The sequence below is a fragment of the Rhizobium sp. AC27/96 genome, assembly GCF_001692325.1.
In the GTDB taxonomy this organism is placed as follows: domain Bacteria; phylum Pseudomonadota; class Alphaproteobacteria; order Rhizobiales; family Rhizobiaceae; genus Rhizobium.
Window position 1 is genome coordinate 1 of the sequence record NZ_LXKN01000073.1, and the last position, 19,689, is coordinate 19,689.

Consider the following 19,689-nt stretch of genomic DNA (forward strand, 5'->3'; position numbering starts at 1 on the left):
AAATGCCAGCGTCGGATCACGCTCAGTAACGCCATGTCGATCACTCCGTAGCCCTCGCTGAAAACACGCAGGGCAAGGTTCAAACATGGGTCAATTCTCAATGGAAATATCTGCCACCAACGGGTCAGTTCCTACCGGAAATCAACACGCTGTTGGCAATTTTGGATCGCGAGAATGGCTAGTCGAATTTTTCGAGAGCTCTGGCCCTGTAGGGTTTGATGTCAACGAGGCCTTGGAACTGTTCGCTGCGAGCTGCAAAGTTCCGCCCCTCCCCGACGGAACGATCTGGAAATTCACGGCAAACCAATTTCGCAAATTTTTCGCAACCACGCATCAGTGGCGGTATTTTTTTCCTGACTTGCCGTCGTTGAACTATCAACTGCAACAGCGCGACATGAATACGACGGCCAGCTACACGAAGATGCAGCACGCTGCTGCCATGCGGTTGAACGATACCCGAAACGCCAGGCAGGTAAATGACGGCCCACTCAAGGCAGCTCTGGAGAGAGGACTCGACATGCGCGACGCCGAGTTACAGTTCATGAAGGATCTCATTCTGGAGGTTCATAGTGGAAAAATTAAAGCCGCCGGCGGCGGTGCCTCTATGTTCAGAGAGTTTGAAGAAGCTCTGGCCCGACAAATCGACATCCTTTCGTCATCAGAAGGCGCAGTGATAAATGGCGTGTTGAGCGAATTCGTTGAGGGCCGACACCTTACGACCCATCCCGAGGGCGGCAATTTGTGTAAGTGCGGGTCAAGTCTAGGTGACAAGTCAGTGGCCGGATGTTTGGACGCCGCTGCCGAAGATGGCCTCTCAGTTGAGCATGCCACTGGACCCGACTACTCCTACGCCACCCGCGAGACCTGCTTCGGGTGTCCTAACGCCATTAGGCTCAATATCCTGATGCCATACTGGGACGCAGCCTACGAGAAGGTCTCCGAAGCTTCAAAGTCTACCGACCCCTTCGTGAGGGAGGCGTCGAAGGAGAGTTTAAATGTCATAGCGTCGGCCCGCTCGGAGTTCCAATGAAAGGAAGCAGAAAGACGTGAAACCGGTCTCCACCCTCCCCACAAAGAAACTGGCCCCTGAAATGCGTTCGACAACCGTGGAGGCCTCGTTTCAAACGAAGCTGGAAGAGCTGCGGAGAATAAAGAAAGTTCTTAAACGCAATCCACGAAGCAAAATCTGGCGTCCACTGACACTGGAGGAGTTTCGAGGGTGGGAGGAGGAAGGAAAGTTCCGCGCATGGAGCAGCAAAACCATCGACTCGCCGGGTGGTCCGTATCCCACCCTGGTCGATGAACTCGCGGAACTGTTGCGATTCTTCAACCAGGATCCGCTTAAAGAGCTGCAAAGGGAAAACGACCAACTCGTACAGCAAAACCGTGTTCTCGCGACACAAATCGTAGAGATGGAGTCAGTGATAAGGTCGCTCGTTGATGAGCTCGTTTTAGCTGGCCGCAAGCCAATTGGGCAAAGATCGAATGTCGTGGCCCTTTATAGGGATTGGTAGATGCCAAAAGTGCTGTTTACCGACGATGATTTCGAAATCGATAGATTTCCAGCGCCCCAACATCCCATTCCGACGACTGTGGATAGTGGCGTTCCTCTGATCGTAGCAGCATTTCTCGCTCATCGGCGCCGCGCCGGGATGAGCGTAAGAACGGTCAGAAAGGAAGCATATGAAGCGACCGCGTTTTGCGACTATTTGAGAGATAGGGGAATCGACTGGTGGTCCGTCGATCAAACTGTGGTGACCGAATACCTTGAAACTGGTGGCCAGCGAGATAGCAACATTGTTCTTTTAAGGCCTTCCGACGTTGAAGTGATTTATCGACGAACGTTGTTGGACAAGCGGGACATCATTTACTCATTGTATTCCGTGCTACAGAACCACGTCGGGTTGTTGACCGGCGTCGTGGAGCCGGAACCTGCTCCATCAATCATATCCCCCGACGTCACTCCATATCGATGGCCTCTCCCGTATCGGCGGCGGCCTGTTGATTTTGGTATCCGCAAATTCGAGACCGGCCAAGACTCCTCTAGCAAACTTGAGCGGAGGAAGGAGAAGGAAAGGCTGAGACATGGGAGACCGACTCCTGATGCCAAACAGTCCAAAATGGTTATCCAGGAGGCATTGGAACGAGACGATGAAAATCGGGCCGCCACTTTTCATCTCGCGGCAAAATTGCAGCGCTATGCAACAGCACGGTCAGGCGGGGTTGCGGACTTGTGTGTCGCAGCCGTTCGCGCGGGAATCCTCGAAGAATTTGAAATAAGCAGCTCACTCACAAGGGAACTCCCCGGCTTAGCACTTATGGCAGGCGAACGCGGCCAGGATCGAGCGCTCCGTGAAGAACTCATCCGACTGTTGCAAGATTTTAGGGATACAGGGCGTCGCTTTATTTTCATAAATGTAATTGAAAAAGGGGGTAAGGTCCGCCACTTGGCCATCCCGATCGAACTCGTGATCGAAATTCTCGACTACATATGGGAATACCGGCATCGGCAAGTGTTGGATGGCCTTGGAAAGGGTCGCGTAGCGAGCGATCACGTATTTTTGTCTTACGAGACTTTGAATGCCTTTCTGCCGGATTCCATAGGAAAGGAACTCCGCAAAATCTTTCGGAAGCTCGGTATTCCAGGCAGCCCACACAGGCTTAGGGCAGCAGGGGCAGAGGACATCGTTCGAGACTTATATCTTAAGCAAAAAGCGCAAAATCCAAGCGCGATCGATTTTCGGTCGATTTTGGAGATAGCTTCGGAAATTCTTGGTCATAGGAACACTAAAACGATCAAGAGATACATCAATAAGATTCATCGTGAAGAGTACCTTCTCAAAGGTTACGCCGTCGTTTTGAACCACCCGGAAGACGCTGACATCATACGCTCCATCACAGAGATTCTAAACCAAGCTGACAATCCATCAGGCGACTCTATTCGATCCGACTTAAAGTCATTGATTGAAGCTCATGGGATCAGCCCAGTACCGCTTATGCCTCCATCGCCGCTCGCCTCGTGGCGCAAGCGCGGAACGAGCGACCGCTGCGATGACGTCGACGGCCGAACACAGTGAAAGTATGCCTGGGTGGCGAGACGGAGGCGGGAGCAGCGCGCAGACCTTTCGACTTACGTCATCCAAGAGTGCAACACGTTTGCGCACCGAGAAAGCCGCGATGCTCTCCGAGGACGCCGCCTCTGTTTGTCGATTTCCGTGGGGCCGACAACGGCAGTAAGCTTCCTAGGTGCCCTCAGGAGATAGCTTCTGACCTTATTCGCAGTCTTGTTGCACTGGCTACATAATGCCGGATTTTCGACATGAAATAGGAAGCTCCCGGCTCCCGGAAAACCGATCGAAAAATGTATTCAATCCAATTTTCTGAAAATCCCCTGAAATAACAGCATACTATGCCATGAATACCGTAGAAAGATACCGTATAAGGTCACCTTCCTTCGGCAGATCGGCCGGTGCGAGATTGACCGTGACCTTCTTCGGCGGCAGGGCGAGGCCGGAAGCGTGAAGTGCGGCCTGCACCCGCTCGCGACTTTCGGCCACCGCCTTGTCCGGCAGGCCGACGATGTGCATCAGCACCTTGCCGGGCGCGATCATCACCTGAACTTCGACGGGCACGCCTTCGATACCCTGAAACGCAACCGTACTGACGCGTGCCACCATGCCTTGCCCTCGCCCAACTCGTTTGCCGCTATTAATTCTTCACCGCAGACCATGGGTTGCAACGTGGCAGAAAAAATGAAATGAAACAAGAACAATAAAAGAACAAAGGGGCGGTTTTTACAATTGGAGGAAAATTATGAGACTTGCGATATCGCTATCTCTTCTGATGGCTGTCTTTCTCGGCGGCTGCCAGTCGATCGATGGCGGGGATAATCTGGAAAAGGGAGTTCCCTATCCATTGAGCGCCAAGGAAACGGCTGCGGTGGAAAAGGGTTTGCGCGAGCAGCTTCCTTACGAGGGCCTTCTGCTTTTCGGGCCTATGGCGGCTTCCAAGAACAGCAAGGGCCATGTCAGCGTCTGCGGCACGATCACCGCCATGGGCGGCTATGGCGGCGTTGTAAACAAGCGGCCTTACGTCAGCATGATGGTCAACGTGAAGCCGCTTTTCGGCTTCGTGCCGATCGTCATCGCGGATGACAGCTCGACCGGGCAGTCAGCGGTGATCCTGACCTGCCGCCGCATGGGCATAGCGATATAATTCGTGTTGCGGCGAGAGAAAACGACCTCTCACCGATCCCCGGCGAAAACAGCCATCAGGCCCGCTTGGATTCGATCGCATCCCAGAGCAGGCTGGCGATGTCGGCACCGCCGAAGCGCTTCACTTCGCGGATGCCGGTCGGCGACGTGACGTTGATCTCGGTCATGTAGTCGCCGATGACATCAATGCCGACGAGAAGGAAGCCGCGGGCCTTCAGAGCCGGGCCGATGCGGGCGCAGATTTCCTGCTCGCGCGCCGTCAGCTCGGTGGCTTCGGCGCGGCCGCCGACATGCATATTGGAGCGGGCATCATGCTCGGCCGGCACGCGGTTGATCGCGCCGACAGCCTCGCCATCGACGAGGATGATGCGCTTGTCGCCCTTGCGCACGTCAGGCAGGTATTGCTGGGCGATGAAAGGCTCGCGGAAGAGCTGGCCGAACATTTCCAGCAGCGAGGAGAGGTTGCGGTCGTCACGCGTCGAATGGAAGACGCCGGCGCCGCCATTGCCGTAGAGCGGCTTCAGGATGATATCGCCCATCTCCTCACGGAAGCGGCGGATCTCGCCGGCGTCCCGGGTGATCAGCGTCTTCGGCATGAGATCGGCAAATTCGGTGACGAAGATCTTTTCCGGCGAGTTGCGCACCCAGGCGGGATCGTTGACGACGAGTGTCTTTGGGTGGATGCGCTCGAGCAGATGCGTCGAGGTGATATAGGCCATGTCGAAGGGCGGGTCCTGGCGCAGCAGCACCACGTCCATGGTCGAGAGATCGACGCGCTCGGGCTCGCCGAGCTCGAAGTGGTCACCCTTGACATCGCGCAGGATCATCGGCTCGACGGAGGCATAGACCTCGCCGTCGCGCATGCTCAGCCGCTCGGGCGTGTAGTGAAAGAGTTTGTAGCCGCGGTTCTGTGCCTCGAGGCTCATGGCGAAGGTCGAGTCGCCCGCAATGTTGATGCCCCGGACATGGTCCATCTGGACCGCGACATTCTTAATCTTCGCCATAGTCAGCCCTCGCTCGAATTTGCCGACAGATGTAGGTCGGCCCGCCTTCAAACGCAACGGCTATTCAAGGGCTTCCGGTAGAGGTCGCCGCGCTCAGGCGGCGAGACCCTGGGTGCCGCCGCCCTGCCTGACGAGATCACGCAGTCGATAGGCCATGGTCAAAGGCTTCGGGAACGGCTTGCGCAAAAAGGCGACCTTGCGCAGATAGCGATCGATGCGCCATGTCGCCCAGGTGCCGCCTGCGAAATAGGCGACATCTCCTGCGGTCAGCGTGCGTTCGACGCCATCTTCCGTGGTGATATGCACCTCGCCTTCGAGGATCATTACCGTTTCGTCCCAGCCGAAATACCAGCGGAACTCGCCTGCTGTGCAATCCCACAGCGCCGTCAGCGCGGCGTCATCCTGCCCGCGGGAATGCTCGGCGATGCGGGCCACAGGTTCACCCGCCAGTATCCACGACGGCTCGATCGGCGATGGCTTCATTTCCATCGCGCCCGCGGCATCGGCGACGAAATTCTTCGATGGTGGCATCGCCACGACAACAGGCACCGCACGCGCGGCAAAGGCCGCCATGCTCGCCAACATCAATTTCAAGACCATGCAATCCCCCAATTCCATGCGCGTCTAAGACTTCTTCGCATGAAAGAGGTAACGGCGAGGTTCAGGAAAAACTTCGCATTTTAACGGTTGCAGCGATCAGGCCGAAAAACCTTCGATTGTGCAAACAATCATGTCGTGATCGGACAGCGGCTTGCCCTCTTCATTGAGGGAGGAAACAAGGTGGCTTTCGCTGATCTTCAGACCCCGGCTCAGGAACCAGTCGAGCTTCATGGCGCGATCGGGGAAGCGGGTGATCAGGCTCGGGCGCGTACTCGTCTGGTCGAGCGGGCCGCCATGGCACTCAAAGCCGCGGCCTTCCGCCATGGCGAACAGAGTATCGGTCGAGAAATCGCCGCCGGTGTGGTTGCCTGTATTGAGATCGCCGCCGATCAGGATCGGCAGACCGGGCGCGAAGGCTTCGACGGCTTCGATCAGAGCCGCCGTCTGCCGCTCGCGATAGGCGGCGGTCGCCACACTTTCGAGATGGACCGACACGGCGACGAAAGGCCCGGCTTCGGTCTCGACGATGGCACCGACAGCACAGCGGTCACCGATGCGCGGCTGCTCATTACTGTCGTTGAACCAGACGGCTTCGCCCGGAAGACGGAACAGGAAAGCGTCCTTCAAGGCGACAGACGCCATCAGGGCGTTGCCATGAAAGCCCTTCTCGTTGAAATCGTCGCGGCAGTAGGAACGCTCGATTTCCGAGCCGAGGCTGAGCTCCAGGAATTCGACGCCATAGGCATAGTTCATGCCGAGTTCGCCGGCGACGACGGCTGTGGGATCACGCTGCTCCGTGCGCGCCATGCCGTCGTCCATCTCGGAAAGCAGGACCAGCGGCGCTTCTGTTGCTTGCAGCTTCGTCGCAGTCTCCTCAGGAAACAGGCAGCGCTCGAGGTTCCAGGCAGCAACGTTGAAGGGGAAGGACAGGGCCGCGACCTTGGCTTCAGCGCCGCCGACCCGCACCGTGTTCATGCAGGCAAGCGATGCCAGGATGGAGGCATGAACGGCAGGAGATTTTTCCAGCGAGACGAAGCTTTTACGCTCTTCTTGCGAGGGGATGGCGGAGGCGAAAACGGTGCTGCGGATCATGATGAAGCCTGTCGAAACGAGATGGGAAGCGCCGGCGGGGGATTGCGAGCGCATATCGGCCCGGCAATAGGCTGATTTTGTGACGTTTCTGTAACGCCGATCTCAAAACGCATCCGGAAAATGCTGCGGCCACCGCCCGGGCAGCATGGCGACGATATCATAGCGCTGCGACAGAAGGGCAAAATCGGGCTGCCGCGCCAGCCACAGGTCGCTGGCGGCGCGGATGCGCTTCTGCGAGGAAAAGGAAACCGCGTCGATCGCCTCTTGCGCCCCACGCCTCGATTTGACCTCGACGAAGACGGCAAGATCCCCCTTGCGGGCGACGATATCGATCTCGCCGAGCTTGGTGCGGTGGCGGATGGCCAGGATGCGATAGCCCTTGAGCAGCAGGAAGGCGGCGGCCAGATATTCGGCCACATGGCCGCGCCGCCACGCCTTCCGCCGCTTCAGCCTCTCGCCTGTCTCAGCCATGGCTCTCCTTCATGTCGAGCAGTCGCTGATAAAGCTCCTTGCGTGGCAGGCCGGTCAGTCGGGCGGCTTCCGCTGCCGCCTTTGCTGTCGGCATCGTGCCTGCTAGGTCGGCAAGAATGGCGTCGATATCAGCTTCGGCTGTCACGCTTTCGGCCGGCGGCCCGACGAGCCAGACGATCTCACCCTTGACGTTATCGACCTCGCTATAGAAGGCGGCGAGTTCGGCGAGCGTGCCGCGGCGGAATTCCTCGAAGGTCTTGGTGAGCTCGCGGCAGACGGCGGCGGGGCGTTCTGCTCCGAGCACATCGGCGGCGGCGGCAAGCGTAGCGGCGATGCGATGCGGCGATTCAAAGAAAATGAGGGTCGCGGGAATGCCGGCAAGCTCCGCCAGCCGGTCCCGCTTGCCCTTGTCCTTGGCCGGCAGGAAACCGGCAAAGAAGAATGCATCATTGGGCAGGCCGGAGCCGACGAGCGCCGCAAGCGGTGCGGAGGCGCCGGGAATGGGGACGACCTTGTATCCAGCCTCAATCGCCTGCACCGCCAGCCGATAGCCGGGGTCGGAGACCAGCGGCGTGCCGGCATCGGAAACCAGCGCCACCGAACGGCCGGCCTCCAGCGCCTGCAGCAGGCGAGGTCCTGCCTCATCGGCATTGTACTCATGATAGGCATAGGGCCTGTTCTGGATGCCATAACGATCGAGCAGGACGCGGGTAACGCGGGTGTCCTCGCAGGCGAGAACGTCGGCGCCCGCAAGCGTCTCCAATGCCCTCAGCGTGATATCGCCGAGATTGCCGATGGGGGTGGCCACGAGATAGAGCGCCGGTTCGAGGGGACGGGCCGGAATGTTGCTGTTGTGCAGGCGGAAACTGCGTGTCCCGCCGCCTGATTGGTCTTCGTTCATGCCTGTCCTGAATTCGCTTCGGATTCACAGCCTTTATGGGCGAGGCGCGGGCTGACGACAAGAGCGGTGCAATTCCTGTGGAGCATTGTCGACGAAATGTCGAATTGGCGCTTGGCAATTGGTCCATGCCTCTTGCATTCGGATGGAGAAGTCTGCCAAGTTGCCTGTCCAATCTTTCGGGCCTCGTCCGAAAACATGTCGCTCGGGCGCCTCGGGCTGCCCGGCAAGTCACGGTCGAAAGCGGTAGCATCCATGCGTATTACAATTGAGCGGTCGAACCTCCTGAAGTCGCTGAACCACGTCCATCGCGTGGTCGAGCGTCGCAACACGATCCCGATCCTATCGAACGTGTTGCTGAAAGCCGATGGCACGAGCCTCGACATGAAGGCGACCGACCTCGATCTCGAAATCACCGAAGCAACGCCCGCCAATGTCGAGCAGGCCGGCGCCACCACCGTTCCCGCGCATCTGCTCTACGACATCGTGCGCAAGCTCTCGGACGGATCGGAAGTGCTTCTGGCCACCAATCCCGACGGCAGCTCGATGACGGTTGCTTCTGGCCGCTCTAAATTCTCGCTGCAGTGCCTGCCGGAATCCGATTTTCCGGATCTGACCGCAGGCAGCTTCAGCCACTCCTTCAAGCTGAAGGCGGCGGATCTGAAGATGTTGATCGACCGCACGCAGTTTGCGATCTCCACCGAGGAGACGCGCTATTACCTCAACGGCATCTTCTTCCACACGATCGAAAGCGACGGCGACCTGAAGCTTCGGGCCGTTGCAACCGACGGCCACCGCCTTGCCCGCGCCGATGTTACGGCGCCCTCGGGCTCCGAAGGCATGCCGGGAATCATCATCCCGCGCAAGACGGTTGGCGAGCTGCAGAAACTGGTGGATTCGCCGGATACGATCGTCACCGTCGAGGTTTCCGATGCGAAGATCCGCCTGACGATCGGCTCCATCGTCATGACGTCGAAGCTGATCGACGGCACCTTCCCCGACTATCAGCGCGTCATACCCACAAATAACGACAAGGAAATGCGGGTCGATTGCCAGTCCTTCGCCCAGGCCGTCGACCGTGTGTCGACTATCTCCTCGGAACGCGGCCGCGCGGTCAAGCTTGCGCTCTCGGACGGCCAGCTGCTGCTGACGGTCAACAACCCGGATTCGGGAAGTGCGACCGAAGAAGTGGCTGTCGGCTACGAGATGGATGCGATGGAAATCGGCTTCAACGCCAAATACCTGCTCGACATCACCGCGCAGCTTTCGGGTGAGTCCGCCATATTCCTGCTTGCCGATGCCGGCTCGCCGACGCTCATTCGCGACACGGCAGGCGACGATGCGCTTTATGTTCTGATGCCGATGCGCGTCTAGAGAAACCAAAGCGCCCTTTCATGCGTTTCTCCGACGCAAAGGGCGCTTTTCTTTTGTCCTTTGTGGATTGCGACATTTTCTCTTGTTATTGCGCCATCGCATTGCAAGATTCGCTGTGAGCGATATGTAAGTCGTAACCGAAACATACTGGTGGGGGAGAGCATGGCGCTGCGTCTCAAGGAACGGCTGGGCAAGAAATTCGACGAGGAAATCCGTTTCTTCAAGGGCATGATGCAAGGGCCGAAGACTGTCGGCTCGATCGCCCCGACGTCGTCGATCACGGCCCGCAAGATGGCGAGCGTCATCGACATCCAATCCGGCTTGCCCGTACTGGAGCTCGGACCGGGCACAGGCGCGATCACCAAGGCGATCCTTGCGCGCGGCGTAGAGCCGCAGAACCTCGTCGCCATCGAATATTCCACCGATTTCTATAATCACCTCGGCAAGCTCTATCCCGGCGTCCACTTCATCAATGGTGACGCCTTCGATCTCGACACGACGCTCGGCGTGCTACGTGGCCAAACGTTCGATTCCGTCGTGTCCGGCATCCCCTTGCTTAATTTCCCGATGAAGGCGCGCGTGGCGCTACTGGAAAGCCTGTTGGACCGCATGCCGGCCGGCCGGCCAGTGATACAGATCTCCTACGGGCCGGTGTCGCCGATCATCGCGCGGCCGGATCGCTACCACATCCGCCACTTCGACTTCATCGTCCGGAACATTCCGCCGGCCCAACTCTGGGTCTATAGCCGCGGCTGAGGCAATCAATCCATGTACGCCCTCTATATCACGCACCCGCAGGTGCGCATCGATCCTGACGTTCCGGTGCCGCAATGGGGACTTTCCGAAATCGGCGCCGCAAGAGCACGGTTGGCGGCAACGCATTCCTGGGCGCAGAAGCTTGGCTTGATCATCTCCAGCGGCGAGCGCAAGGCGATAGAAACGGCGGAAATTCTCGCGGCAGCGAGCGGTGCGACGGTCGAAATCATCGAGGCCACACACGAAAACGACCGCAGCGCCACCGGCTTCCTGGCTCCGCCGGAATTCGAGAAGGCGGCGGATTGGTTCTTCGCCCATCCCCATGAAAGCTTCAAAGGCTGGGAGCGCGCCATCGATGCGCAGACAAGGATCGTCTCCAATGTCGAGGCCGTTCTTTCCAGGCACGATCCACAGGTGCCGATTGCCTTTGTCGGGCATGGCGGCGTCGGCACGCTGCTGAAATGCCACCTGGAGGGAAAACCGATCGCACGGCAGGGCGATCAGCCTCCGGGCGGCGGCAATCTTTTCTGTTTCGATCTTGCGAAGCGCGCCGTCTCATGCGACTGGACACCCATGGAAGACTGGATGGGATGGGCTTGAGATGACCGCACGCGACCGCTTGATCGTTGGACTGGATGTTCCAAACCTTCAGGAGGCCGAGAAAGTGGTCGGCGCCCTCGGCGACGATATTCTCTATTACAAGATCGGCTACCAGCTCGCATTTGCCGGCGGCCTCGAATTCGCCCGCGATCTTGCCGCCGACGGCAAGAAGATCTTCCTCGACATGAAGCTGCTCGACATCGACAACACAGTGGCCTCCGGGGTCGAGAACATCGTCAAGATGGGCATGTCGATGCTGACGCTGCACGCCTATCCGAAAGCGATGAAGGCAGCGGTCGCCGCAGCTAAGGGATCGGATCTCTGCCTGCTCGGCGTCACCGTGCTGACCTCGATGGACGAAGAGGACCTGATCTCCGCCGGCTACGAATATGATCCGCATACGCTGGTGCTGCGCCGCGCTGAACAGGCGCATCTTGCCGGCATGGGCGGGATCGTCTGCTCGGCGGAGGAATCCTCCGCAGTCCGCAAGATCATCGGGCCTGACATGGCGCTGGTGACCCCCGGCATCCGTCCGGCGGGCAGCGACAAGGGCGACCAGAAGCGCGTGATGACGCCGGCCGATGCCATCAAGGCCGGTTCGAGCCACCTCGTCGTCGCCAGGCCGATCGTCAAGGCAGTCGACCCGAAGGAGGCGGCACGCGCCATACTCGCCGAGATCGCTGCCGCACTGTAGATCATTGCAGGAAACAGGGAGGCAGATATGCCAAAGGGATACTGGATTGCGCGCGTCGATGTTCGCGACCTCGAGCGCTACAAGGACTATGTTGCCACCGCCAAGCCGGCCTTCGAGAAATATGGCGCGAACTTTCTTGCTCGCGGCGGTGCTTTCACCCCGCTTGAGGGACAGGCCCGCGGCCGCAATGTCGTCATCGAATTTCCGTCGCTGCAGCACGCTGTCGATTGCTACAATTCGCCAGAATACCAGGCGGCCGCCAAAATCCGCCACGAAGTAGCGGATGCGGAAATGGTCGTCGTCGAGGGGATCTGATCCCTTCGAAATGCGACGCTGCGATGCAGCGTGATAGCACTTCACCTCGGCGTTCGGATCGGCTAAGACGAAACAAGATAAGCCCAATCCAAAGCCTTTCGAGGAGCCTGCCATGACCCTGTCCAACCTCCCGCCGCTCGTTACCGTGTTCGGAGGATCAGGCTTCATCGGGCGGCATGTCGTGCGTGCGCTTGCCAAGCGCGGATATCGCATTCGTGTCGCCGTGCGCCGCCCTGATCTTGCCGGTTTCCTGGTGCCCGCCGGCAATCTCGGCCAGATTTCCATCGTCCAGGCCAATGTGCGTTACCGCAACTCGATCGACCGTGCCGTCGAAGGCGCGCAGCATGTCGTCAATTGCGTCGGCATCCTGGCTCAAAGCGGCCGCAACACCTTCGACGCCGTGCAGGAATTCGGCGCCAAGGCCATTGCCGAGGCCGCACGCGGCGTCGGCGCTTCGCTGACGCATGTTTCCGCCCTCGGCGCCGATGCCAATTCGGCCTCCGCCTATGCCCGCACCAAGGCTCGCGCCGAGGCTGCCATTCTATCGATCAAGCCCGACGTCGTGATCCTGCGGCCTTCGATCGTGTTCGGACCGGAAGATGGCTTCTTCAACAAGTTCGCCGACATGTCGCGCACGGCTCCCTTCCTGCCATTGATCGGCGGTGGCAAGACGAAATTCCAGCCCGTCTATGTCGAGGATATCGCAGAGGCGGCAGCTCGCAGCGTCGACGGCAAGCTGAAGGCCGGCACGACCTATGAGCTCGGCGGCCCGGAAGTGCTTTCCTTCCGCGAATGTCTCGAGACCACGCTCTCCGTCATCAACCGGAAGAAGCCGCTCGTTTCCATCCCGTTCGGCATCGCCTCGACAATCGGCTCGCTCGCTTCGCTGGTGCCGCTCATCACGCCGCCGATCACTTCCGACCAGGTGACGCTGCTGAAGAGCGACAACGTCGTTTCCAAGCAGGCTGAGGCCGAAGGGCGCACACTGAAGGGTATCGGCCTACTGCCGACGCTCCTCGTCTCCGTGCTTCCGTCCTATCTGGTGCGTTATCGCCCGCAGGGCCAGTTCACCGGTTCCGGCAAAGCCGCCTAACGATTCGCCGAGTCATTGAAATACAGGCGCCGCCGGGCCTCCCCGAGCGGCGCTTTTTGTTGCTCATGGAGCACAAAACTAGACTTCGAGACGCGGGCAAGGCTCCTTCGTTCACAGCCCAACGTTGCCTAAAAGACGCAGTCCGGAAATAGTAGCATTAACGTCAAATTTAAGATGAACATTTATTGCTATTGCTCATTTCACTGACTAACAAAGCCGCGCGTCACAAGCTTGCACAATGAACCGGTTCGTGGCGCGCTTCACACTTCTGCGGAAAGGCATTCTTCGATGGGCAAGTCTATCGCGCTTTTGTTTGCGTGCGCGGCACTGGTGATTCTCGCAGGCTCTTTCATGGCCCGCGGCAGCATCGCCTCGGTAAAGGGCGAATGTGCGCCGACCTACGGCGTCGACCCTTGCACGACAGGCTCTATCGACGCCTCCCCCTCGAACTGATCGAGCATGAAAAAGGCCGGTTTTCACCGGCCTTCATTTTATCTGTGATTGGGTCGTCGGACGATCCGTCTCAGCCGAAGTAGAGTGCGATCAAACCGACAGTGCCGACGGCAATGCGCCACCATGCGAAGGGGGCATAGCCGCGGCGCGAAACGAAATCCAGCAATACCCGGACGACGAGCAGCGCCGAGATGAAGGCGGTGACGAAACCGATGACGATCAGCAGGCCCTGATCCATGCTGAGATCATGCCGGCTCTTCCAGAGATCCAGTGCAAAAGCGCCAGCCATGGTGGGCATGGCGAGGAAGAAGGAAAACTCGGCGGCCGAGCGCTTGTCTGCCCCGAGCAGCAGGGCACCGACGATGGTGGAGCCGGAACGCGACGTTCCCGGGATCATCGCCAGGCACTGGAAGAAGCCGATCTTTACTGCCATCGGCCAGGAAAACTCATAGGCACTGGTATATTTGGGCTTGAACTGAATCTTGTCGACGACGAGCAGGACGATGCCGCCGAGGATCAGCGAGATACAGATCACCTTCGGCGAGTCGAACAGCACCGTCTTGATGAAATCATGCGCAAGCGCGCCGATGACGGCGGCCGGTAGGAAGCCGAAGAGAATGGCAAGCACGAAGTGACGAGCCTTGACGCTGACGGGCAGCGCCTTGGCGATCTGAACGAGCCGATTGAAATAGACAAGCAGGATGGCGAGAATCGCACCGAGCTGGATGAGAACGTCGAAAGTGGCCGCTTCCTCGAAGCCGAGAAAATGTCCGAGCAATATCAGATGGCCCGTGGAAGAGACGGGAATGAACTCCGTAAGCCCCTCCACAAGACCCAAAACCAGCGCGATAATAATTTGTTCAGCCATATCGTGTCCTTTGTCAAACGGCAGGGCGGCCCGATTCGCTTGTGCAAACTAGGCCAAGCTCCTATAGCTTCAACCCATGACAAATGACTAGGGCCGCGCGACCGCGACCCGAAAAACGCCGTAGCACCAATTGGAAACACCTGAGTATCAATGCCGACGCTGTATCACCACCCAATGTCATCTTCATCACGGTTCGTTCGTCTGATCCTGACCGAATATGGCTATCAGACGGAGCTGATTGAGGAGCAGACATGGGAAAAGCGCCGCGATTTCCTGGCGCTCAACCCAGCCGGAACCCTGCCCGTCTATGTCGATGACAGCATGCGGGCGCTGTGTGGCGCGTCTGTCATTTCCGAATATCTCGACGAGACGCACGGGGTCCTGAAGCGGGACCGCCGGCTTCTGGCCGAAGATCCGTTCCAGCGCGCCGAAATTCGCCGGCTGACGGAATGGTTCATGCAGAAGATGGAGCAGGACGTGACGCGGCCGCTGACACGCGAGCGCGTGTTCAAGCTGCAGATGACCGCCGAGCAGGGCGGCGGCGCACCCGATTCCAAGGTGATGCGCATGGCGCGCGGCAATATCCGCCAGCACATGAAGTATCTGTCCTGGCTGGCTGGCTCCCGGCAATGGCTTGCCGGTGAGCGGCTGAGCTATGCCGATCTGGCGGCGGCGGCCTCGGTTTCCGTTCTCGACTATCTCGGCGAGATCGACTGGACGGAATCTCCGATCGCCAAGGAATGGTATCAGCGGCTGAAGTCGCGCCCCTCCTTCCGGCCGATCCTGGCGGAGCGCGTGCGCGGGGTCACTCCGGTTTCGCACTACGCCGATCTGGATTTCTAGAGCATTTTCGCTTTTCTCCGAATCGCGAAAGCGCTCTATCTCTTTGTTTTTACGCATTGCGAACGGAAAATCGCTACGCACTTTTCCTGGAAATGCTCTAACGAGGGCTGGATATGCCCGATGATCGCCAAGCGGAGAAAGCCGACAAGCGGCGAAGCGCGCTGACCGCCTTTCTGCGCGACGAGGCGCACGCCCAGGGCTTCGATCTCTGCCGCATCACCCGGCCGGACGCCATTCCCGAGGCTGCCGTCAGGCTCGACCAGTTTCTGGAACAGGGCCACCACGGCACCATGAGCTGGATGGAAGAGACGCGAGAGCGGCGCGGCGATCCGCGCGTGCTCTGGAGCGAGACCCGTTCCATCGTCGTCTTCGGCCTCAATTACGGTCCAGACGAAGATCCGCGCGGCATTCTGGAGAAGAAGGACAAGGCGGCAATCTCCGTCTATGCCCGGAACCGCGACTATCACGATGTCATCAAGGGGCGGCTGAAAGAGATCGCCACGCGCTTTGCGGCGCGCTCGAAAGAGGACGTCAAGGTCTTCGTCGATACCGCGCCGGTCATGGAAAAGCCGCTCGCCGGTGCGGCCGGCCTTGGCTGGCAGGGCAAGCACACCAATCTCGTCAACCGCAGCTTCGGTTCCTGGCTGTTTCTCGGCTCGATGTTCACAACGGCCGACCTAGAGCCGGATCAGCCTGAGCCCGATCATTGCGGCTCCTGCCGCGCCTGCCTGGATGCCTGTCCGACCGCTGCTTTCCCGGCGCCCTACCAGCTCGATGCCCGCCGCTGCATTTCCTATCTGACCATCGAGCATAAGGGGCCGATCGACCCGCAGCTTCGGCCTTTGATCGGCAACCGCATCTATGGCTGCGATGACTGTCTTGCCGCCTGTCCCTGGAACAAGTTCGCAAGTGCTGCCTCGGAGATGAAGCTGGTCGCCCGCGAAGACCTGAAGGAGCCGTCGATCGCCTTTCTGCTCACATTGGACGACGCAGCCTTTCGCAGCTTTTTCAGCGGCTCACCGGTGAAGCGCATCGGTCGTGATCGTTTCATCCGCAATGTGCTCATCGCCGCCGGCAATTCGGGCGAATCCAGCCTGATCGCCGCCTGCCGCGATCTGGCGAAGGACCCCTCGCCCACCGTGCGAGGCATGGCTGTCTGGGCACTATCCCGGTTGATGACGGCTGGCGAGTTCCTGATATTTGCGGCAGAAAGAGATGATGAGCCGGACGAAGAAGTTCGCGCGGAATGGAAAATGGCGGGAGTTGCGTGATGCATGTGATGATTTTCGGCTGCGGCTATTCGGGAACGGCCATCGCCAAGGCTTTCGCCGGCCCCGGCATTCGCGTCACCGGCACGACCCGCTCCGCCGACAAGGCAGAACTGCTGACCAAGGAAGGCATCGAAGCCTTCGTTTTCGACGGCGAAACGCTGGACCCGGCTCTGGCTGAGGCGATGGCATCCGCAACGCATCTCGTACAGTCTATCTCTCCCGGCAAGATTGGCGACCCGTTGCTGCGGCTGGCTCAGCTCAATCTGCGCGCACTAATGCCGAAGCTGGAATGGGTCTGCTATCTCTCGACAGTCGGCGTCTATGGCGACCATAAGGGCGCCTGGATCAACGAAGAGACGTCGCTGCATCCGATCGCGGCGCGCTCCGTCGAGCGGGTCGAGGCGGAGGATGGCTGGCTGCGCGTCGGCATCAGGCTGAACCTGCCCGTCGCTGTGCTCAGGCTTTCCGGCATCTATGGCCCTGGCCGCAACGCCTTCAGCAATCTCGACAAGAGCACCGCGCGGCGTCTCATCAAGGCAAACCAGGTTTTCAACCGCATCCGTGTCGAGGATATCGGCAGCTGCGCGCGCTTCCTGTCCGATCGCAAGCTTGGCGGCATATATAATGTCACCGACGATGAGCCGGCGCCGCCGCAGGACGTGGTGGCAGAGGCCGCCCGGCTCATGGGCATCGAGCCGCCACCCGAACAGCCTTTCGAGACGGCCGAACTGACCCCGATGGCGCGCTCCTTCTATGGCGAAAACAAGCGTGTCTCGAACGCGAAACTACGCGCGCTCGGCTTTGCATTTCGCTATCCCGAATACCGCATGTCGCTTGCCGAGCTCTGGTCTTCGGGGCGTTGGCGGGTTTAGAAATCCCGCCCTACAACCAAGTTCAATCGCATGAAAATTCCTACTTGGCCGGCTACCATAGTTCAATTTTCTCCCCATTTAAGGTTAACGACCTCTAAATTGGCTCAAATGGGGCAGCGATTATGGCAAAGCAGCAAAATTATTTTTCCTGATTTCGTGATCTGTTGCATTGCAGCACGACAGTGAGAATAATCGTTCCATTTTTAACTGATTTTATTAGGTTTTTTCCGTAACTCAGCAAATCCACTGAATAGTCACAGTATTTGCTGCGATCCGCAAATGTTACAGACTGTAACATTCCGTGATCGAAAAAGGCACTTTTTCGCCATTTTTGGCCGGATTTAAGCCCCCGCCGCCCACCAAGGCGCAAGTTCAATAGCTTGAGGGAAAACTCGGTTTGACGAAATTCAAACGTTCTTTGGCAATCGCCGCAACTATATCCGCCTCCTTTGCTCTTCTTTCGACTCAGGCAATAGCCTCGACTGGATGCGGAGGCGCTTCATGGTACGGGGGAAGCTCCCGAACTGCTTCCGGGGAACGTATGAGTTCCAAGAATCTTACTGCAGCTCATCGCTCGCTTGCTTTCGGCACGCGTCTGCGCGTCATCAACAAGCACAATGGTCGTAGCGTCGTCGTTCGCATCAACGACCGTGGTCCGTTTATTCGCGGCCGCGTCCTCGATCTCTCCCGCGCCGCTGCGCAGGATATCGGCATGGTCGCCTCCGGCACCGCCAACGTCTGTTACGAAGTCGTCGCCTCGAAGTAATCGCTCGATATGGCCGGAAGCGCAGTGCATTTCGGCGCGACGCTTGCTCTCTCCGTCAATCGCGGCTACCACGCGGTTGGGACGTCTTAATAATCCGCCGCCATGTGCATTATTCGCGCGGATTGATGAGGTGTCAGCGATTTTGGTAGAGCGTGACGTTTCCCGGTAAACTCAGTCGAGTTTGGGACGGCGCGCAAGCAGGAGAGTGTGAATGCGTCTGGGCGGCCGATTACAGGGGGCCATCGAAGTTCTTGCCGATATCGAAGCGCGCAAGCGACCGGTGGCTGACGCCCTGAAGGATTGGGGCCTTGCCCATCGCTTCGCCGGCTCCGGCGACCGCGCCGCGATCGGCAATATCGTCTACGACGCGCTGCGCATGCGGCTATCCCATGCCTGGCTGATGGGTGACGATAGCCCCTCCGCGCTTGCTCATGCAGTTCTCTTTCGCCAATGGGGCCTGACGCCGGAAGCGCTGGCGGCCGAACTCGATGGCGATAAATTCGCCCCCGAGGCACCGAGCGCCGAGGCGCTGGCCGCCTTTGCCGGCCGCAAACTCGACGATGCGCCCCGATACATCCAAGGCGACATTCCCGAATGGGTCGAGCCTTCCTTCGAGCGCGCCTTTGGCAAAGACTGGCTTTCTGAGGCACAAGCCCTTTCCGAACGCCCGACGCTTGACCTTCGCGCCAATGCCTTGAAAGCCGACCGCGCCAAGGTGGTGAAGGCGCTCGATCGTGCCGGAGCACAGGCATCGAAGATCGCCCGTTTCGGCATCCGCATTCCCGCCGGCGAAGGCGCATCCCGCCTGCCGAACGTCACTGCAGAGCTTTCCTTTCAGAAGGGCTGGTTCGAGGTGCAGGACGAGGGATCGCAGATCGTTGCCGATCTCGTTCTGCCCGAAGAGGGTGATCAGGTGCTCGACTATTGCGCCGGCGGCGGCGGCAAGACGCTCGCCATGTCGGCTGCCATGCACAACAAGGGTCAGGTCCACGCCTATGATAGCGACCGCCGGCGGCTGGCGCCGATCATTGAGCGGTTGAAGCGGGCGGGCACCCGTAACGTGCAGGTCCATGACGAACGCAATGCTCTGCTGGCCCTGCGCGGCAAGTTCGACAAGGTTCTGGTCGATGCGCCCTGCACCGGCACGGGCACATGGCGCCGCAGGCCTGACACGAAGTGGCGGCTGACGCAGAAGAATCTCGACGAGCGCACCAGCCAGCAACAGGAAGCATTGGCCCAGGCCGGTGAATTCGTTCGTCCCGGCGGCTCGCTCTTCTATGTAACCTGCTCTGTCCTGCCTGAGGAAAACGAGGCGCAAGTCAACCGTTTCGCAGCCCAAAATCCGGACTTCGAGGTGGTGGACGCGCTGAACTCCTGGGAAAAGCTGTTCGGCAAGGACACGCCGCGGCCGCTCTCGTCCGACGGCAAGACCATTACGCTGACGCCCGCCTCCACGGATACGGACGGCTTCTTCTTCTGCCGCCTGCAGCGAAAAGCCTGATTTG

Annotated in this window: 22 protein-coding genes and 1 pseudogene; 16 read left to right on the top strand and 7 right to left on the bottom strand. The window is 59.2% G+C overall.

Going from position 1 to position 19,689, the window contains the following annotated elements; translation table 11 throughout:
- Positions 1-100 precede the first annotated feature (100 nt).
- The 3 genes from A6U86_RS32225 to A6U86_RS32235 are packed head-to-tail and all read left to right on the top strand — an operon-like array spanning position 101 to position 3,077.
- Positions 101-1,030 (top strand): hypothetical protein, encoded by a 930-nt coding sequence (locus A6U86_RS32225; protein ID WP_141683863.1) that lies wholly within the window; start codon positions 101-103, stop codon positions 1,028-1,030.
- A gap of 16 nt (positions 1,031-1,046) precedes the next feature.
- The gene (locus tag A6U86_RS32230; RefSeq protein ID WP_068400585.1) at positions 1,047-1,514 is read left to right on the top strand and encodes a hypothetical protein; all 468 of its coding nucleotides are present in this window, start codon (positions 1,047-1,049) and stop codon (positions 1,512-1,514) included.
- Positions 1,515-3,077, top strand: a complete 1,563-nt coding sequence (locus A6U86_RS32235) for a site-specific integrase (RefSeq protein WP_068400586.1) — start codon at positions 1,515-1,517, stop codon at positions 3,075-3,077. It begins immediately after the preceding gene.
- 369 nt (positions 3,078-3,446) lie between these two features.
- Here A6U86_RS32235 and A6U86_RS32240 read toward each other — a convergent pair.
- Positions 3,447-3,677 (bottom strand): annotated as a pseudogene (locus A6U86_RS32240) (magnesium chelatase domain-containing protein); the annotation flags it as partial.
- A 136-nt stretch (positions 3,678-3,813) separates the two neighbouring features.
- On the opposite strand from A6U86_RS32240, the gene A6U86_RS32245 reads away from it, so the two are divergent.
- Positions 3,814-4,215, top strand: a complete 402-nt coding sequence (locus A6U86_RS32245) for a hypothetical protein (RefSeq protein ID WP_141683864.1) — start codon at positions 3,814-3,816, stop codon at positions 4,213-4,215.
- A gap of 55 nt (positions 4,216-4,270) precedes the next feature.
- Here A6U86_RS32245 and gshB read toward each other — a convergent pair whose 3' ends face one another.
- The 5 genes from gshB to rsmI form a co-directional block, all read right to left on the bottom strand.
- Positions 4,271-5,218, bottom strand: coding sequence for a glutathione synthase (gene gshB / locus A6U86_RS32250; protein ID WP_068400589.1), 948 nt, complete (start codon positions 5,216-5,218; stop codon positions 4,271-4,273).
- A 93-nt stretch (positions 5,219-5,311) separates the two neighbouring features.
- Complete coding sequence (locus A6U86_RS32255) at positions 5,312-5,818, bottom strand: cupin domain-containing protein (RefSeq protein ID WP_198929122.1); 507 nt, start codon at positions 5,816-5,818, stop codon at positions 5,312-5,314.
- A gap of 96 nt (positions 5,819-5,914) precedes the next feature.
- Positions 5,915-6,910: an endonuclease/exonuclease/phosphatase family protein gene (locus A6U86_RS32260; RefSeq protein WP_068401126.1), complete on the bottom strand. Its 996-nt coding sequence runs from the start codon at positions 6,908-6,910 to the stop codon at positions 5,915-5,917.
- A gap of 102 nt (positions 6,911-7,012) precedes the next feature.
- A complete protein-coding gene (locus tag A6U86_RS32265; RefSeq protein WP_068400592.1) occupies positions 7,013-7,381 on the bottom strand; it encodes a YraN family protein in 369 nt (122 codons plus the stop codon).
- On the bottom strand, positions 7,374-8,282 hold the full coding sequence (gene rsmI, locus A6U86_RS32270; RefSeq protein ID WP_068400593.1) for a 16S rRNA (cytidine(1402)-2'-O)-methyltransferase: 909 nt from the start codon (positions 8,280-8,282) through the stop codon (positions 7,374-7,376). The genes A6U86_RS32265 and rsmI overlap by 8 nt, the downstream gene beginning before the upstream one ends.
- Before the next feature lie 252 nt (positions 8,283-8,534).
- Between rsmI and dnaN the strand changes: the two genes are divergently transcribed.
- From dnaN to A6U86_RS35755, 7 genes are all read left to right on the top strand, one after another.
- A complete protein-coding gene (gene dnaN, locus A6U86_RS32275; RefSeq protein ID WP_068401129.1) occupies positions 8,535-9,653 on the top strand; it encodes a DNA polymerase III subunit beta in 1,119 nt (372 codons plus the stop codon).
- Positions 9,654-9,815: 162 nt separating this feature from the next.
- On the top strand, positions 9,816-10,409 hold the full coding sequence (pmtA, locus tag A6U86_RS32280; RefSeq protein WP_068401132.1) for a phospholipid N-methyltransferase PmtA: 594 nt from the start codon (positions 9,816-9,818) through the stop codon (positions 10,407-10,409).
- 12 nt (positions 10,410-10,421) lie between these two features.
- Positions 10,422-11,009, top strand: a complete 588-nt coding sequence (locus A6U86_RS32285; protein ID WP_068400595.1) for a histidine phosphatase family protein — start codon at positions 10,422-10,424, stop codon at positions 11,007-11,009.
- 1 nt (position 11,010) lies between these two features.
- Positions 11,011-11,703 carry an orotidine-5'-phosphate decarboxylase gene (gene pyrF, locus A6U86_RS32290; protein WP_068400597.1) on the top strand — a complete coding sequence of 231 codons (693 nt, stop codon included), beginning with the start codon at positions 11,011-11,013 and terminating at the stop codon, positions 11,701-11,703.
- 27 nt (positions 11,704-11,730) lie between these two features.
- A complete protein-coding gene (locus tag A6U86_RS32295) occupies positions 11,731-12,018 on the top strand; it encodes a DUF1330 domain-containing protein (RefSeq protein ID WP_034514066.1) in 288 nt (95 codons plus the stop codon).
- A gap of 112 nt (positions 12,019-12,130) precedes the next feature.
- Positions 12,131-13,111, top strand: coding sequence for a complex I NDUFA9 subunit family protein (locus A6U86_RS32300; protein ID WP_068400601.1), 981 nt, complete (start codon positions 12,131-12,133; stop codon positions 13,109-13,111).
- A gap of 288 nt (positions 13,112-13,399) precedes the next feature.
- Positions 13,400-13,564 carry a hypothetical protein gene (locus tag A6U86_RS35755; RefSeq protein ID WP_174069955.1) on the top strand — a complete coding sequence of 55 codons (165 nt, stop codon included), beginning with the start codon at positions 13,400-13,402 and terminating at the stop codon, positions 13,562-13,564.
- A 70-nt stretch (positions 13,565-13,634) separates the two neighbouring features.
- Here the strand turns inward: A6U86_RS35755 and A6U86_RS32305 are convergent, their stop codons facing one another.
- Complete coding sequence (locus A6U86_RS32305; protein ID WP_068400606.1) at positions 13,635-14,432, bottom strand: undecaprenyl-diphosphate phosphatase; 798 nt, start codon at positions 14,430-14,432, stop codon at positions 13,635-13,637.
- Between the two features lie 150 nt (positions 14,433-14,582).
- On the opposite strand from A6U86_RS32305, the gene A6U86_RS32310 reads away from it, so the two are divergent.
- The 5 genes from A6U86_RS32310 to A6U86_RS32330 all read left to right on the top strand — a co-directional run bounded on the left by A6U86_RS32310 (position 14,583) and on the right by A6U86_RS32330 (position 19,685).
- Positions 14,583-15,275 carry a glutathione S-transferase family protein gene (locus A6U86_RS32310; RefSeq protein WP_047628468.1) on the top strand — a complete coding sequence of 231 codons (693 nt, stop codon included), beginning with the start codon at positions 14,583-14,585 and terminating at the stop codon, positions 15,273-15,275.
- A 113-nt stretch (positions 15,276-15,388) separates the two neighbouring features.
- Positions 15,389-16,546: a tRNA epoxyqueuosine(34) reductase QueG gene (queG, locus tag A6U86_RS32315; protein ID WP_068400613.1), complete on the top strand. Its 1,158-nt coding sequence runs from the start codon at positions 15,389-15,391 to the stop codon at positions 16,544-16,546.
- Positions 16,546-17,418 carry an SDR family oxidoreductase gene (locus A6U86_RS32320; RefSeq protein WP_068400616.1) on the top strand — a complete coding sequence of 291 codons (873 nt, stop codon included), beginning with the start codon at positions 16,546-16,548 and terminating at the stop codon, positions 17,416-17,418. The genes queG and A6U86_RS32320 overlap by 1 nt, the downstream gene beginning before the upstream one ends.
- Positions 17,419-17,815: 397 nt before the next feature.
- A complete protein-coding gene (locus A6U86_RS32325; RefSeq protein WP_068400618.1) occupies positions 17,816-18,184 on the top strand; it encodes a septal ring lytic transglycosylase RlpA family protein in 369 nt (122 codons plus the stop codon).
- 211 nt (positions 18,185-18,395) lie between these two features.
- The gene (locus tag A6U86_RS32330) at positions 18,396-19,685 is read left to right on the top strand and encodes an RsmB/NOP family class I SAM-dependent RNA methyltransferase (RefSeq protein WP_068400620.1); all 1,290 of its coding nucleotides are present in this window, start codon (positions 18,396-18,398) and stop codon (positions 19,683-19,685) included.
- Positions 19,686-19,689 lie beyond the last annotated feature (4 nt).

What these genes read in the sequence shown, in the direction of transcription:
- A6U86_RS32225 (WP_141683863.1), top strand. Translation starts at nt 101, where the DNA reads ATGGAAATATCTGCCACCAACGGGTCAGTTCCTACCGGAAATCAACAC.
- A6U86_RS32235 (WP_068400586.1), top strand. Translation starts at nt 1,515, where the DNA reads ATGCCAAAAGTGCTGTTTACCGACGATGATTTCGAAATCGATAGATTT.
- A6U86_RS32245 (WP_141683864.1), top strand. Translation starts at nt 3,814, where the DNA reads ATGAGACTTGCGATATCGCTATCTCTTCTGATGGCTGTCTTTCTCGGC.
- gshB (WP_068400589.1), bottom strand. Translation starts at nt 5,218, where the DNA reads ATGGCGAAGATTAAGAATGTCGCGGTCCAGATGGACCATGTCCGGGGC.
- A6U86_RS32255 (WP_198929122.1), bottom strand. Translation starts at nt 5,818, where the DNA reads ATGGTCTTGAAATTGATGTTGGCGAGCATGGCGGCCTTTGCCGCGCGT.
- A6U86_RS32260 (WP_068401126.1), bottom strand. Translation starts at nt 6,910, where the DNA reads ATGATCCGCAGCACCGTTTTCGCCTCCGCCATCCCCTCGCAAGAAGAG.
- A6U86_RS32265 (WP_068400592.1), bottom strand. Translation starts at nt 7,381, where the DNA reads ATGGCTGAGACAGGCGAGAGGCTGAAGCGGCGGAAGGCGTGGCGGCGC.
- rsmI (WP_068400593.1), bottom strand. Translation starts at nt 8,282, where the DNA reads ATGAACGAAGACCAATCAGGCGGCGGGACACGCAGTTTCCGCCTGCAC.
- dnaN (WP_068401129.1), top strand. Translation starts at nt 8,535, where the DNA reads ATGCGTATTACAATTGAGCGGTCGAACCTCCTGAAGTCGCTGAACCAC.
- pmtA (WP_068401132.1), top strand. Translation starts at nt 9,816, where the DNA reads ATGGCGCTGCGTCTCAAGGAACGGCTGGGCAAGAAATTCGACGAGGAA.
- A6U86_RS32285 (WP_068400595.1), top strand. Translation starts at nt 10,422, where the DNA reads ATGTACGCCCTCTATATCACGCACCCGCAGGTGCGCATCGATCCTGAC.
- pyrF (WP_068400597.1), top strand. Translation starts at nt 11,011, where the DNA reads ATGACCGCACGCGACCGCTTGATCGTTGGACTGGATGTTCCAAACCTT.
- A6U86_RS32295 (WP_034514066.1), top strand. Translation starts at nt 11,731, where the DNA reads ATGCCAAAGGGATACTGGATTGCGCGCGTCGATGTTCGCGACCTCGAG.
- A6U86_RS32300 (WP_068400601.1), top strand. Translation starts at nt 12,131, where the DNA reads ATGACCCTGTCCAACCTCCCGCCGCTCGTTACCGTGTTCGGAGGATCA.
- A6U86_RS35755 (WP_174069955.1), top strand. Translation starts at nt 13,400, where the DNA reads ATGGGCAAGTCTATCGCGCTTTTGTTTGCGTGCGCGGCACTGGTGATT.
- A6U86_RS32305 (WP_068400606.1), bottom strand. Translation starts at nt 14,432, where the DNA reads ATGGCTGAACAAATTATTATCGCGCTGGTTTTGGGTCTTGTGGAGGGG.
- A6U86_RS32310 (WP_047628468.1), top strand. Translation starts at nt 14,583, where the DNA reads ATGCCGACGCTGTATCACCACCCAATGTCATCTTCATCACGGTTCGTT.
- queG (WP_068400613.1), top strand. Translation starts at nt 15,389, where the DNA reads ATGCCCGATGATCGCCAAGCGGAGAAAGCCGACAAGCGGCGAAGCGCG.
- A6U86_RS32320 (WP_068400616.1), top strand. Translation starts at nt 16,546, where the DNA reads ATGCATGTGATGATTTTCGGCTGCGGCTATTCGGGAACGGCCATCGCC.
- A6U86_RS32330 (WP_068400620.1), top strand. Translation starts at nt 18,396, where the DNA reads ATGCGTCTGGGCGGCCGATTACAGGGGGCCATCGAAGTTCTTGCCGAT.